This window comes from Roseibium sp. RKSG952, assembly GCF_009711355.1.
In genome coordinates this window covers 14,239-27,062 of sequence record NZ_SMMF01000963.1, presented here as the reverse complement: position 1 = coordinate 27,062, position 12,824 = coordinate 14,239, and the positions used below count along the sequence as shown (strand labels likewise).

15 protein-coding genes are annotated in these 12,824 nt (G+C 57.0%); 11 read left to right on the top strand and 4 right to left on the bottom strand.

Translation table 11 applies throughout. From position 1 onward, the window contains the following. Window positions 1-164: 164 nt before the first annotated feature. Window positions 165-1,103 (bottom strand): glycosyltransferase family 2 protein, encoded by a 939-nt coding sequence (locus E1297_RS46265; protein ID WP_155150683.1) that lies wholly within the window; start codon window positions 1,101-1,103, stop codon window positions 165-167. Between the two features lie 64 nt (window positions 1,104-1,167). After that, a complete protein-coding gene (locus E1297_RS46260) occupies window positions 1,168-2,775 on the bottom strand; it encodes a peptide chain release factor 3 (protein ID WP_155150680.1) in 1,608 nt (535 codons plus the stop codon). Between the two features lie 109 nt (window positions 2,776-2,884). Between E1297_RS46260 and E1297_RS46255 the strand changes: the two genes are divergently transcribed. The 8 genes from E1297_RS46255 (at window position 2,885) to E1297_RS46220 (ending at window position 10,318) form a co-directional block, all read left to right on the top strand. Then, window positions 2,885-3,247 (top strand): nuclear transport factor 2 family protein, encoded by a 363-nt coding sequence (locus E1297_RS46255; protein ID WP_155150677.1) that lies wholly within the window; start codon window positions 2,885-2,887, stop codon window positions 3,245-3,247. Window positions 3,248-3,322: 75 nt separating this feature from the next. After that, window positions 3,323-4,102 (top strand): SDR family oxidoreductase, encoded by a 780-nt coding sequence (locus E1297_RS46250; protein ID WP_155150674.1) that lies wholly within the window; start codon window positions 3,323-3,325, stop codon window positions 4,100-4,102. Between the two features lie 2 nt (window positions 4,103-4,104). Then, window positions 4,105-5,223 carry a hypothetical protein gene (locus E1297_RS46245; protein WP_155150671.1) on the top strand — a complete coding sequence of 373 codons (1,119 nt, stop codon included), beginning with the start codon at window positions 4,105-4,107 and terminating at the stop codon, window positions 5,221-5,223. Window positions 5,224-5,325: 102 nt separating this feature from the next. Further along, a complete protein-coding gene (locus E1297_RS46240; protein WP_155150669.1) occupies window positions 5,326-6,372 on the top strand; it encodes a methyltransferase domain-containing protein in 1,047 nt (348 codons plus the stop codon). 80 nt (window positions 6,373-6,452) lie between these two features. Then, window positions 6,453-7,538: an ABC transporter ATP-binding protein gene (locus E1297_RS46235; protein WP_209016405.1), complete on the top strand. Its 1,086-nt coding sequence runs from the start codon at window positions 6,453-6,455 to the stop codon at window positions 7,536-7,538. A gap of 123 nt (window positions 7,539-7,661) precedes the next feature. Next, window positions 7,662-8,444, top strand: a complete 783-nt coding sequence (gene surE, locus E1297_RS46230) for a 5'/3'-nucleotidase SurE (protein ID WP_155150666.1) — start codon at window positions 7,662-7,664, stop codon at window positions 8,442-8,444. After that, window positions 8,441-9,091, top strand: a complete 651-nt coding sequence (locus tag E1297_RS46225) for a protein-L-isoaspartate(D-aspartate) O-methyltransferase (RefSeq protein ID WP_155150663.1) — start codon at window positions 8,441-8,443, stop codon at window positions 9,089-9,091. The genes surE and E1297_RS46225 overlap by 4 nt, the downstream gene beginning before the upstream one ends. A gap of 63 nt (window positions 9,092-9,154) precedes the next feature. Then, on the top strand, window positions 9,155-10,318 hold the full coding sequence (locus E1297_RS46220; protein WP_155150661.1) for a LysM peptidoglycan-binding domain-containing M23 family metallopeptidase: 1,164 nt from the start codon (window positions 9,155-9,157) through the stop codon (window positions 10,316-10,318). A gap of 61 nt (window positions 10,319-10,379) precedes the next feature. Here the strand turns inward: E1297_RS46220 and E1297_RS46215 are convergent, their stop codons facing one another. Together E1297_RS46215 and E1297_RS46210 are read right to left on the bottom strand one after the other, a co-directional pair. After that, window positions 10,380-11,051, bottom strand: a complete 672-nt coding sequence (locus tag E1297_RS46215) for a YafY family protein (protein WP_155150658.1) — start codon at window positions 11,049-11,051, stop codon at window positions 10,380-10,382. Window positions 11,052-11,081: 30 nt separating this feature from the next. Further along, the gene (locus E1297_RS46210) at window positions 11,082-11,387 is read right to left on the bottom strand and encodes a hypothetical protein (RefSeq protein ID WP_155150655.1); all 306 of its coding nucleotides are present in this window, start codon (window positions 11,385-11,387) and stop codon (window positions 11,082-11,084) included. Window positions 11,388-11,609: 222 nt separating this feature from the next. On the opposite strand from E1297_RS46210, the gene E1297_RS46205 reads away from it, so the two are divergent. The 3 genes from E1297_RS46205 to tatC form a co-directional block, all read left to right on the top strand. Next, window positions 11,610-11,825: a twin-arginine translocase TatA/TatE family subunit gene (locus E1297_RS46205; RefSeq protein ID WP_155150653.1), complete on the top strand. Its 216-nt coding sequence runs from the start codon at window positions 11,610-11,612 to the stop codon at window positions 11,823-11,825. A gap of 6 nt (window positions 11,826-11,831) precedes the next feature. Continuing rightward, window positions 11,832-12,290: a Sec-independent protein translocase protein TatB gene (tatB, locus tag E1297_RS46200; RefSeq protein ID WP_155150650.1), complete on the top strand. Its 459-nt coding sequence runs from the start codon at window positions 11,832-11,834 to the stop codon at window positions 12,288-12,290. Then, the coding region (gene tatC, locus E1297_RS46195; protein WP_155151832.1) for a twin-arginine translocase subunit TatC at window positions 12,287-12,824 on the top strand (538 nt) is incomplete at its 3' end. The genes tatB and tatC, both read left to right, overlap by 4 nt.

The window sequence follows — 12,824 nt, the reverse complement described above, 5'->3', positions numbered from 1 at the left end:
ACTAGACCTGGCCCGCGCGTCTGAGTTCTGCCGGGCCCGGATGGCCATGCACAGCGTGCGCATTTCGGCTTGCGCGGGGACATAACAAAAACGTGGGGCATGGTCAAATGAAGAGCCCTTTATCTTGTGTCCGCCAGGCCACGGTTACAATTTTGTGCAACAATTCAGACGCTTTGGGGGAAGTGTTTCCGTAGCTTTGAAACCAGCTCCAAGGGGCGGTGCTTGATCAAGCCGTGCTCTTGCAATCGGGCGCGTACGTCCGGGTCCGCGCCGCTCAGTTCATCATAAAAGGCGCGCAAACCAGCCTCTCCGCCTTCTTCCTCGATCCAGTTGAACAGCTCGTTCTTGTTCAACCCGCCAAGCTCACGAGGGATATTGGGTGACATTCCGGTCTGATACGAACCGCGCTCCATGCGGAACCGGTAATGTGCCAGCCAATGGTCCCAGTCGGGCGCATGCCTGTGACAAAGATCGATTTGTGGCAATTCGAACTTTTTGTGCACAGGCTTCTTATCCTGAAACAGGTTATGAATACGAAAGCTGATTTTCCTCATGCCCGTGCGCACAAAAAGCTTGCCCTGAACGTGGCTTAAAAAACCGCCGAGCACAAAGGCACCGTAATTCGGATAAAGGTCTTGTATGAGAGCTTCTCGATCTGGTCCGATCGGGATGAACGCCTTGTATAGGTCCTTGGCTTCTGCGATCGACTCAACCGGACGGACGCGTGCAGAGGGGTAATTGTCTGGCACGGATCCGAGCAGGCTGGAAATCGGCTCTGATGGCCAGAGAAACTCATCCAGATCGATATGGGCCAGCCAGTCCTGTTCGCAGCGTCTGTAGGTAAAGGAGGAGTTTGCGGTCTGACGCAGCTGGTGCTTTTCGGGCCTTTCGCGATTTCGCATGCCCCAATACGCATCGTCGCAATTGCAGACATCTACTTTTGGGTGAGCGTCCAATGCCTCAAAGGCCTGAGGGTTCGGTTCGTCCAGATAGATGTACAGACGGTCCACACCTAGATCGAGGTGATACGCCGCAAAGCGCAGGATGTCCAAGACGTCACCCCGAACGGTCGAGACGATGCCCCAGGTCACATCATCTGACATCGTGCAGTTGATACTCTGAAAAACACTGACAGATCATCCTGCGAAGGTTAGATGACGCGATCGATCACGTCATCATTTCCTTTGTTGCAGAAAGGTTTATCGCGGGATAGTCGCGTACGACGCGGTCGATATCCCACTGAAGCCGCGTCAGGTACACAACGTCTCCGTCATGGTCATGCGCAATGTGCTGTTTGTTGGCATTGGCGAATTTTTCGACCTCGGCTTTGTCACCGCTAACCCAGCGGGCCGAGGTGAACTGCGATGCTTCAAAGCGGACCGGCAGGCCGTACTCCATCTCAATCCGGCTGGCCAGAACTTCGAATTGCAGTGCGCCAACGACGCCGACGATAAAGCCCGAACCGATTGAGGGCTTGAATACCTTGGCCGCGCCTTCTTCGGCGAACTGCATCAGGGCCTTTTCCAGATGCTTGGCCTTCATCGGATCGCCCGCGCGCACGCCTTGCAGCAGTTCCGGAGCAAAGGAGGGGATGCCCGACACCCGCAGCGCTTCGCCCTCGGTCAGGGTGTCACCGATGCGCAGTTGGCCGTGGTTAGGGATACCGATGATATCGCCGGCCCAGGCCTCTTCGGCCAGTTCGCGATCAGAGGCCAGGAACAGCACCGGATTGGAAATCGCCATCGGCTTCTTCGACCGCACGTGGGTCAGCTTCATGCCACGTTTGAAGTGACCGCTTGCCATGCGGACAAAGGCCACACGGTCGCGGTGCTTGGGATCCATGTTGGCTTGCACCTTAAAGACAAAACCCGCGACCTTTTTCTCATCCGGTGAAATCTGACGAGGTTCAGCGGATTGGATCTGCGGTTGCGGACCGTACGCTCCGATGCCTTCCATCAACTCTTTTACACCGAACGAGTTGATCGCCGATCCGAACCAGATCGGGGTCATGTGCCCTTCAAGTACTGCTTGCGGGTCGAGTTTGGGCAGCAATTCGCGCGCCATCTCAACCTCTTCCAGCAGCTTTTCCAACAGGTGCTCGGGCACGTGTTCGGCAAGCTTGGGGTCGTCCAGACCATTGATTTCGATGCTTTCCGCCACCTTGTTGCGGTCGGCGCGGTCCATCAGCTCCAGCCGGTCGCGCAGCATATCGTAGCAGCCGATGAAATCGCGGCCCACGCCAATGGGCCAGGCGGCGGGCGTGACGTCGATGGCCAGCATCTCCTGAATTTCGTCGATGATCTCGAACGTATCGCGGCTTTCGCGGTCCATCTTGTTACAGAAGGTCAGGATCGGCAGGTCACGCAGCCGGCAGACCTCGAACAGTTTCTGCGTTTGGCTTTCCACACCTTTTGCGCCATCGATCACCATCACGGCCGCGTCCACAGCGGTCAGGGTGCGATATGTATCTTCCGAGAAGTCGGAGTGGCCGGGTGTGTCCACCAGATTGAACCGGAAGTTGTCATAGTCGAACGACATGGCCGATGCGGAGACCGAGATGCCCCGATCTTTTTCCATCTGCATGAAGTCCGAACGCGTCCGCCGTGCTTCACCTTTCGCGCGCACCTGACCGGCCATTTGAATAGCACCCCCATAAAGAAGGAACTTTTCAGTTAGCGTCGTCTTGCCGGCATCCGGATGCGAGATGATGGCGAAGGTCCGACGTCGGGCGATCTCGGGCGGCAATACGGGTTGGTTCGAGGCGGTATCTAGCATAGGCGCGCGTATAGGCGGGGAATCCTGCCGAGGCAAGGCAAAGGGGGTGGTTCGAATCGTACGGTTGCGATAAAAAGAACATATAGTGAACAAATGATGGAGTGGACCAATGAATTTGAAAGAAATTGCAGAAGAACTGGTCACTGGTTGTCGCGAAAACAGAGCAAAGGCCAATCTGGATAAACTCTATGCCTCAGATGCCGTTTCGGTCGAAGCTGCGGATATGCAGGGCATGGGGCGCGAGGCGCGTGGACTGGATGCGATCCGTGGAAAACACGAATGGTGGGAAAGCTCGACCGAAGTAACAGGCGGGTCGGTCAGCGATCCATTCCTGCATGGCGATGATCGGTTTGCTGTGATCTTCGAGGTGCAGGGTACCATGAAGGAAAGCGGTGACAGCTTCGATATGCGTGAAGTGGCGATATATCATGTCGCTGATGGCAAGATCGTCCGCGAAGAGTTCTTTTACTGAGGCGACGCTGCCGTTCTGGTCTTCTCTGTCTGGCCGGTGCTAGACAAGCGGGCAACGACTGACAGGGAGGATCGTATGGATCTGGGAATACAGGGAAAACGTGCGCTGGTAAGCGCAAGCAGCAAGGGCTTGGGTCTGGGCTGCGCCGAGGCTTTGGCAGCGGCGGGTGTTGATCTGGTGATGAACGCGCGCGGGTCGGTTGCTTTGGAAGCAGCAGCTGAACGCATTCGCGCGGATCATGACGTTCAGGTGCACACCATGGCCTGTGATGTGACGACACCTGAAGGGCAGACGCAGGTGATCGAGGCGGCCGAGGGGGTCGATATTCTGGTGACCAACGCCGGCGGCCCACCGCCGGGCCTGTGGTCGGACTGGGAGCGTGAGGATTTCATCAAGGCGCTGGATGCAAACATGCTGACACCGATAGCCTTCATGAAAGCGCTACTGCCGGGCATGATGGACAAGGGCTGGGGAAGGGTGGTTAACATCACCTCTCAATCCGTTCGCGCGCCGATCCCGGCCTTGGGGCTGTCGAATGCCGCAAGGACCGGCCTGACTGGCTATGTCGCTGGAACCTCGCGCCAAGTGGCCCCGCACGGTGTAACGATCAACAACCTGTTGCCGGGTATCCATGCCACGGATCGTGCAGACTCGCTGGATAGCGGGGTCGCATCACAAAAAGGGATTTCCATGGACGAGGCGCGAGCCGAACGCGCGGCGACAATTCCTGCGCGCCGTTATGGCACGCGGCAGGAATTTGGTGCTGCCTGTGCGTTCCTGTGCTCTCAACATGCCGGATTCATCGTGGGGCAGAACATTCTGCTAGACGGTGGCGGCACCAATCTGACGATGTAATCATGTCGCAGGGATTCTCGCTGAAAGACCAGTTGTTCAATGCAGAAAAGACCCGCTATCTGGCGGGGCTTTTTGCCGATGCTCAGCCAACATTTGACGCGCCCGCATTTGAGGTGGCGGTGATGGCCAAACTGCCGGAACTTGAGCTGAAAGAGCGCATGACCTGGATCGCAGAATGCCTGAAACAGGCCATTCCTGGCGATCTTCCGACTGTTGCACCGGTGATCCTGCGTGCGCTGCCCGAGCCACTGGACCCGAATAAGACCGATGATGATTTCGGCGATTTCATCTTTGCGCCGCTTGGCGATTGGGTAGTTGCCGTCGGATTGGAACATCCGGAACTGGCGCTGGATGTTCTGGCGGAACTGACGCAGCGGTTTTCGATGGAATGGGCCATTCGCCCATTCCTGAACCGCTGGCCTGACGAGGTTGTGACGCGCATGCAGGATTGGTGTGGGCATTCCAGCTATCATGTGCGCAGGTTGGTCAGCGAAGGAACCCGGCCGAGATTGCCCTGGGGGCAGGCGGTTGGGCTGGATCTGGCTGATCCTTTGCCTTTGCTGGATCAACTGTATCGCGACAACACCCGCTATGTTACCCGGTCGGTGGCCAATCATCTGAACGACATCACAAAGAAAGAGCCGGAACTGGTGTTGCAGCGCCTGCAGGATTGGCAGGAAAGCGGTGCACAGGATGCCGAAGAACTGCAGTGGATGACGTCTCATGCGTTGCGCGGGCTGGTGAAGTCTGGCCATGCAGGCGCAATGAAGATGCTGGGATATGATCCCGATGCAGATCTGGATGTCTCGATCGAGATTGAGGGCGAAGCCATTATCGATGGCGCGCTGGAGTTTTCTGTTGCGATCTCTGGGCAGGAAAAACAACCTGTTCTGGTTGATTATATCATTCATTTCCAGAGGCCTGGCGGGAAGATCTCACCTAAGGTTCATAAGCTGAAACAGGCTGAACTGAAGGATGGATCTCTGACCTTGTCCAAGCGCCACAAACTCAAGGGTAATGCCACAACGTTTAAACTGGTTCCTGGTGCGCATCGGCTGGAGATTCAGGTGAACGGGCAGGTTCGCGGCGGTGTTGATTTCGAGTTGCTGGAGAAATCTTAAACACACCGATTCACGCTTTCGTCAGATGGGACGGTCCCGGATTGCACGGCAACCCGGGCTGCTCTAGCTGCTTTTCAGTTCGTGATGAAAAGGAAAGCTCTGATGAAGCATGAGGCTGTGCAGAATTATTATGGCGAGGTCCTGCAGGGCAGCGCGGATTTGCAGACGAACGCTTGCTGTACTCCCGACGACATGCCCGATCACGTCAAGCAGATTTTGTCGCGAATTCATGATGATGTACTGACCCGGTATTATGGATGCGGCCTGATCGCGCCTCTGGATCTGGAAGGTATGCACATTCTTGACCTGGGATGCGGTGCTGGTCGGGACGTCTATGCTCTGTCGGCTATGGTGGGCGAAACGGGCCGCGTTGTTGGCGTGGACATGACGCCCGCGCAGCTGGAAATTGCACGGTCCCATCAGGACTATCACGCGAATGCATTTGGTTATGCGGCCAGCAATGTCGAGTTTCATCACGGCTACATCGAAAAGCTGGACGAACTGGATCTTGAGCCCGGCTCATTCGACATCATCGTTTCCAACTGCGTCATCAATCTGGCCACTGACAAGGCGGCCGTTCTGCGCGGTGCGCATCGGTTGCTGAAAGACGGTGGAGAGATGTATTTCTCGGATGTTTATTCTGATCGACGTGTGCCCAAGGCCATGGCCGAGGATGAGGTTCTGTATGGGGAGTGCCTGTCAGGCGCGCTCTATTGGAACGATTTCCTGTCGCTGTCACGTGCCGCCGGATTTGGTGACCCGCGCCGGGTTACGCATCGTCCGCTGACTATTGAAAATCCGGTCCTTGAAGAACGTGTTGCGCCGCTGAGCTTCATTTCAGCGACTTACCGACTGTTCAAATTGCCCGAACTCGAGCCCGCCTGTGAGGACTATGGTCAGGCTGTGATCTACAAGGGAACAATCCCACATGCACCGCATATGTTTGCGCTGGATGATCACCACTTTATCGAAGCCGGCAAGGTGTTCCCCGTCTGCGGCAACACATGGATGATGCTTCAGGATACGCGTTTCGCGCGCCATTTTGAGTTCATCGGCGATTTCTCGACCCACTACGGCATTTTCGAAGGGTGTGGAGGGGATAGCCCGTTTGACGTCGAAGGTGAGGCTGCGTCGACCGGTTGCTGCTGATCTCTTGCGCCTGAGAGGCGGGGTTGATATCCCCGCCCAAGCCCGATGAATTTGATCGGGAAAGGCAACGGGGTCTATCGGTGACAGTTAACGCAGCTCCTCCTCGTCTGGAAATTCGCAATATTGTCCGCCAGTTCGAAGGACGGACTGTTGTTGATGACGTCTCGCTAAGCGTTCAGGCCGGGCAGGTGACCTGTCTGCTGGGGCCATCTGGCTGCGGCAAATCCACGACATTGCGGATGATTGCCGGAGTCGAGATGCAGGACTCGGGTGAGATTTATGTGGATGGCAAGCTGATCTGCGACACCATCTTTCGCGTACCGCCCGAACGGCGTGAGATCGGCCTGATGTTTCAGGACTTTGCGCTGTTTCCGCATCTGAGTGTTGCCGATAACGTGTCATTCGGGCTGAGAAGCAGCAAAGAAGAAAAGCGCGCCCGTGTTGAAGAGCTGCTGACCAAGGTCGATCTGATGCGGTTCATTGATGGTTTTCCGCATCAGTTGTCCGGAGGTGAGCAGCAGCGCGTCGCGCTCGCGCGTGCGCTTGCGCCACGTCCACGCATCATGTTGATGGATGAACCTTTCTCGGGTCTCGACAACCGGTTGAGGGATGGTATCCGGGATGAGACCCTGGCCATTCTGAAAGAAGAAGACGCAGCAGTTCTTCTGGTCACGCATGAACCGGAAGAGGCTATGCGGATGGCGGATGAAATTGCTCTGATGCGTGGTGGTAAGATCGTTCAGCAGGGTGCGCCGTATAACGTCTATACCCGGCCCGCGGACAAGGCAGCTGTTGCTTTCTTTAGTGATGTCAACATCTTGCCTGCCACTGTTAACGGTGCTCTGGCGGACACCCCGTTCGGGCAGTTTCTGGCTCCGGGTGTTCCGGACGGTACGGATGTCGAGATCGTGTTTCGACCTCAGCACGTCAAACTGGATTTTGATCGCAACGGCAAAGGTCCGGCGCCGACCCCTAGTGCCGGAACCGCCGCCCGGGGCGTAGTGGAACGGGCGCGGTTTCTGGGCAATGAAAGTCTTGTAGAATTCAGGATGGATCACGATGGATCGGTCCTGAAGGTGACCGTCCCGAATGTCTTTGTACCGCAGCCCGGTCGCGCCATGTGGCTTACGATCCGCCGGGATCGTTGCTTTGTTTTCCCAACCTGATCTCTGATTGGTGCAGTTTCCGCCCGAGTGGTGCGCGAATGCCGCAGATTGCATACGCGCTTTGCTTGCCGCAGCGCGGGGGCGCGTCTATCAAGGGCGAAACGTGGGGGTAGTGCAGGCATCATGCGAATTCTTCTGACAAATGACGACGGGATCAATGCACCAGGCTTGATCACGCTCGAAGCGATTGCGGCCGATCTGGCTGGTCCGGATGGTGAGGTCTGGGTTGTAGCGCCTGCGTTTGAGCAGTCGGGCGTCGGACACTGCATCAGCTATACCCATCCGATGATGGTCGCAAAGTTGGACGAACGACGCTTTGCTGCCGAAGGCTCACCAGCCGACTGCGTGCTTGCCGGGCTGCATGACGTGATGAAGGATGCGCAGCCCGATCTTGTGCTGTCTGGCGTAAATCGAGGAAACAACTCGGCAGAAAACACGCTGTATTCCGGAACCATCGGCGGTGCGATGGAAGCAGCTTTGCAGGGTGTTCCGGCAATCGCATTGTCGCAGTATTTCGGTCCACGCAATCTGGGGCTGGAAGATCCGTTCGAGGCTGCGGCGCGCTATGGTGCCGATCTGGTGCGGCGCATTCTGGATGCCACGCCGGATGAAGATGTAGATTATCGCCTGTTTTATAACGTGAATTTCCCACCCGTGCCTGCAGATGAAGTGCTGGGCACTCGTGTTGCACCGCAGGGATACCGTCGGGATACCCATTTCGGGGTTGAGCCACACAGCTCACCTTCGGGGCGTCGGTTCCTTTGGATCAAGGGTGGCTACCAGCACAACCCGACTGCTCCGGGGACGGATGCGGCTGTCAATCTGGAAGGCTATATATCTGTTACACCGATGCGGGCCGATTTGACCGCGCATGACGCGCTTGAGGCTTTGAAGACGATCGAATGACCGGACCAAGCCCTGAAACCATAATGCAGTTCCTGTTTGCCTTGCGCTCGCGCGGGGTGACGGACGCGCGCGTGTTGGCAGCGATGGAACAGGTTGACCGGGGTCTGTTTGTCAAAGGTCTGTTTGCAGATCGTGCCTATGAAGATACGCCGCTACCAATCGCATGCGGCCAGACGATCAGTCAGCCCTCGGTCGTGGGTCTGATGACGCAGGCGCTTCAGGTCAGTCCGCGCGATACCGTCCTCGAAGTCGGGACGGGTTCGGGCTACCAGGCGGCGATCCTGTCCAAGCTGGCGCGGCGTGTTTATACCGTTGAGCGGCACAAGCGTCTGGTTCGGGAAACCGGGCAGCTTTTCCGTGATATGGGACTGACCAATGTCACGGCCATGTTGTCCGATGGATCCCACGGTTTGCCCGAGCAGGCACCGTTTGATCGCATCATCATTACGGCGGCTGCCGAAGACCCGCCAGGGCCGCTCTTGGCGCAGCTGAAAATCGGCGGTATCATGGTCTTACCCGTGGGACAGTCGGATGCGGTGCAAACCCTGATCAGGGTTCGACGTACTGAGGATGGTCTGGACTATGACGAATTGTTGCCTGTCCGTTTTGTGCCCCTGCTGGAGGGGCTTGGGAAGGACGAGGCGTAAAGGACGTTTCCGAATTGTGCACCGGAACCCCGGTAAACAGGGGCAGGTGTTGAGGACAGAGATATGAGAGCAGTTTCCAAATCTACTATGCGCCGCTGCGCAACGGGTTTTGCCGCATTGGTCGTTCTTGCGGGATGCGAGGGGCCGATCGACTATGACCTGCGAGGCAAGGTAGGCGGGTTTTCCACCGCAGACGCAGCACTGGCAGCGACGGCGAACCGTCCCACACCGGATGCGCGTGGTGTCATTACCTATCCGACCTATCAGGTTGCCGTTGCCCAGAAAGGGGACACCGTCACCCAAGTCGCATCGCGTGTGGGCTTACCCGCTGCAGAACTGGCCCGCTACAACGGTTTGAATGCCAATGACCCTCTGCGCGAGGGTGAGGTTCTGGCGCTGCCGCGGTCAGTCGGGGCAAGCAGCAATGTAGACATCGCCGCAATTGCAGGATCAGCGATTGATGAGGCTCCGGCTACGGGCTCAGTTCAGACTTCGACGCTTGAACCGGCAAAACCAGCCCCAGCACCGGTTGCTGCGGGCCCCGAGCCGATCCGTCACAAGGTCAAGCGTGGCGAAACTGCTTACACCATCTCGCGCCTGTATCAGGTTCCGGTGGAATCGTTGGCTGAATGGAATGGTTTGGGTCCGGACTTCACTGTTCGTGAAGGTCAATTCCTGCTCATCCCCGTCAAGGATCAGCCAGCGCCGCGCAATACTGCAGCCGCATCGACAACCGGTGCGACGGCTGTGACGCAGCCGGGGCAGGGTTCACCAACGCCCACACCGCCCAGTGCGACACAGCCGCTGCCGGATGAGAAGGTCGCGCCGGTCACCCCCGCGCCTGATGTGACTGCCGAGGCTCCGACAAATTCAGGAAGTTCGGCACTGGCGTTACCGGTCTCGGGCAAGATTGTGCGCCCGTATCGCAAAGGCAAGAACGAAGGTATCGACATCGCGGCCTCTCCGGGTACGGCTGTGAACGCGGCCGAGACGGGTACCGTGGCCGCAATTACATCAGATGCGGACCAGGTTCCGATCATTGTGGTCAAACACAACAATGATCTGCTGACGGTCTATGCGAATGTTCAGGATATTACCGTCAAAAAAGGCGACCGGGTTCGTCGTGGCCAAAAGATCGCGGCCCTGCGCGGCGGGGACAATGCCTATGTGCATTTCGAGGTGCGCAAGGGCTTCGAATCCGTTGATCCGGAACCCTATCTGAAGTGATCGAGATGGCCCGTTTTGGGCCATGCCTCTGGCAGAAGTAGTTTTGAAAAGATGAGGTTGGTCAGGCGTTTGGGTCGTAGTCGCTTAGGCGTTTTCCCTCCTCGTCCGAAAAAATTTCCGGCAGGGGTGTGACTGTTTCGATCAGGTCGATGCGGAACACCCGAAAACCAGCGCGCAGTTCGCACCATGCGGTCAGGGTCCAGACGCGGCCCCAATATTCCATATGCAGTGGGCGGATGGTCCGTTTCGTAAGGACGCCATCGATCCGACGATACGAGAGATGAAGTTTTTGCCGGGACTTTATGGCTGCGCGGATTGGAGCCATATGCGCCAGACCACGTGCCGCATCGGCAAAGGGGTAGACGGCAAACTTCCAGGTATCAGCCTCGGCAACCACCTGAGTAGGCAATACGGCATCGATCTTGTCAGCCAATGACTCGGCGGCGGCTTTGAGATCGGGGTCAGCGGCCTCGGCAACGATCGCCATTCCCAAGTTCAACGCCTCCAGTTCAGCCGGGGTCAGGTTAAGCGGGGGCAGGGTGATCTGTTCGCGTACCATGTACCCGACACCGCGCTCACCCTCGACCGGTACGCCCGAGGCAACCAGTGTATCCATGTCACGGTAAATCGTGCGGACCGACACCTCGAGCCGGTCCGCGATGTCCTGTGCGCGATGCAGTCTACCGTCGCGCAGGATCTGGATGATATCGAACAATCGATCAGTGCGGCGCATCGGCTTTACCCTGTTGCGCCGCGCCAACCGTCATGCAGTCATATTCCATAGCACATGCTCATGACGCATCTGGATACTGTCGGGCTGGATCGCCGCGATCAGGGCCGGTGCGAAATCCTGTTGCGGGAATTGGGCGGCTGCGTCCTGCGCCGCTTTCATATCCTTCCAGATGACATAATCGGTCCAGCGGCCGTCTTCGCCCTGGCTAAGCTGACGATGGGTGAAACCCGGTGCTGACCTGACAAAACTCTCGGAGGCCTGGCTGAGTTTCACGAAATCCTCTGGCGTTGTGCCATTGGCGAGCGTGAAGGTTACGATTTCTGCGACATGCGTCATTTGGATCTCCATTGACTAGGTTTCGATGTCGTAGTCCTAGTCACCTGCAACTGACATAAACCTGTCAGTTGAGAAAAGCGACCCCCTCAAATTCGTAGATTTACCGTGATTTTGATCGTCAAACCCTTCTGCTTGTCTTTTGTGGACAGCTCACAAGGCGTAAACACGATGCGAAATCGAATATCCGGCGCGCATCGCGTCGACGCATAAGGAGATAGAGACATGCTCAACAATATCGGCCTTCCAGGCATCCTGCTTATTGCTGTTGTTGTTCTCGTGCTGTTTGGTCGTGGCAAGATCAGTTCGCTGATGGGCGAAGTTGGCAAAGGGATCACTTCGTTCAAGAAAGGCATCAAGGAAGGTTCGGAAGAAATCGAACAGGATGCGTCCGAGCTGGCCAAGGACGTCACGCCCGAGACCGACAAAGACAAGGTCTGATCGGCCATGTTTGATCTGGGCTGGACCGAGCTTCTGGTCATCGGCATCGTCGCCTTGATCGTGGTGGGGCCAAAGGACCTGCCGGTGCTTTTTCGCAATGCCGGTCGTTGGATTGGCAAGGCCCGCGGAATGGCGCGCGAATTCAGCAATGCGATGAATCAAGCCGCTGACGAAGCCGGTGTGAGTGAGATTCAGAAGGGCATCAAAGCCGCCACCAACCCGATGAATACAGCCATGGACGGTGTAAAAAACGCTGCCCAGGACATGGCGAAGAGCATTGATCCGACCAAGTTCGACCCTGAAAGCGAGACAGGAAAACTGGCTGCTGATCGGGCTGAACAGGCCAAGAAGATTCAGGCTTCGACCGCTCGCGCTGCTGCCGAGCGGAAAGCCAAAGAAGCTGCCGAAGCGTTGGCTAAGGCTGAAGAGGCCGAAGCTGCGCTGAACACTGAAAGCAAGACATGACCAAGACCGACGAGATCGAGGATTCCTCGGCCCCATTGATCGAACATCTGGCAGAATTACGCACGCGGCTGATTCACTGCGTCGTGGCGTTTCTGATCGGCATGATCATCTGCTTTTCGGTGGCCACGCCGATCTTCAACTTTCTGACGCAACCCTTGTGTGAGGTTCTGACAGAACGCGGTCAGGACTGTGGCTTGATCTTCATCTCGCCGCAGGAAGGCTTCTTTGTTGCGATCAAAGTTTCGTTGCTGGGCGGTTTCATTCTGGCGTTTCCGTATATCGGGATGCAGATGTGGCGCTTTGTGGCACCGGGGCTTTACCGGTCAGAAAAGAACGCGTTTCTGCCATTTATGGTGGCATCGCCGTTCATGTTCCTTCTGGGTGCAAGCTTTGCCTTCTATGTTGTCACTCCGCTTGCCTATGACTTTTTCCTGGGCTTCCAGCAGTTCGGAACCGAGGGTGAAGCTGTCGTGGATGGCACCGCTGCGGCGCCACTGAGCGTGGTTTTCCAAGGCTCGGCGCAGGAATATCTGA

Excerpts from the sequence above, each read along its gene's own strand:
- E1297_RS46220 (WP_155150661.1), top strand. The coding sequence starts at position 9,155 with ATGAGAGCAGTTTCCAAATCTACTATGCGCCGCTGCGCAACGGGTTTT.
- E1297_RS46250 (WP_155150674.1), top strand. The coding sequence starts at position 3,323 with ATGGATCTGGGAATACAGGGAAAACGTGCGCTGGTAAGCGCAAGCAGC.
- E1297_RS46245 (WP_155150671.1), top strand. The coding sequence starts at position 4,105 with ATGTCGCAGGGATTCTCGCTGAAAGACCAGTTGTTCAATGCAGAAAAG.
- E1297_RS46265 (WP_155150683.1), bottom strand. The coding sequence starts at position 1,103 with ATGTCAGATGATGTGACCTGGGGCATCGTCTCGACCGTTCGGGGTGAC.
- surE (WP_155150666.1), top strand. The coding sequence starts at position 7,662 with ATGCGAATTCTTCTGACAAATGACGACGGGATCAATGCACCAGGCTTG.
- E1297_RS46205 (WP_155150653.1), top strand. The coding sequence starts at position 11,610 with ATGCTCAACAATATCGGCCTTCCAGGCATCCTGCTTATTGCTGTTGTT.
- E1297_RS46215 (WP_155150658.1), bottom strand. The coding sequence starts at position 11,051 with ATGCGCCGCACTGATCGATTGTTCGATATCATCCAGATCCTGCGCGAC.
- E1297_RS46225 (WP_155150663.1), top strand. The coding sequence starts at position 8,441 with ATGACCGGACCAAGCCCTGAAACCATAATGCAGTTCCTGTTTGCCTTG.
- E1297_RS46260 (WP_155150680.1), bottom strand. The coding sequence starts at position 2,775 with ATGCTAGATACCGCCTCGAACCAACCCGTATTGCCGCCCGAGATCGCC.
- E1297_RS46210 (WP_155150655.1), bottom strand. The coding sequence starts at position 11,387 with ATGACGCATGTCGCAGAAATCGTAACCTTCACGCTCGCCAATGGCACA.
- E1297_RS46255 (WP_155150677.1), top strand. The coding sequence starts at position 2,885 with ATGAATTTGAAAGAAATTGCAGAAGAACTGGTCACTGGTTGTCGCGAA.
- tatB (WP_155150650.1), top strand. The coding sequence starts at position 11,832 with ATGTTTGATCTGGGCTGGACCGAGCTTCTGGTCATCGGCATCGTCGCC.
- E1297_RS46240 (WP_155150669.1), top strand. The coding sequence starts at position 5,326 with ATGAAGCATGAGGCTGTGCAGAATTATTATGGCGAGGTCCTGCAGGGC.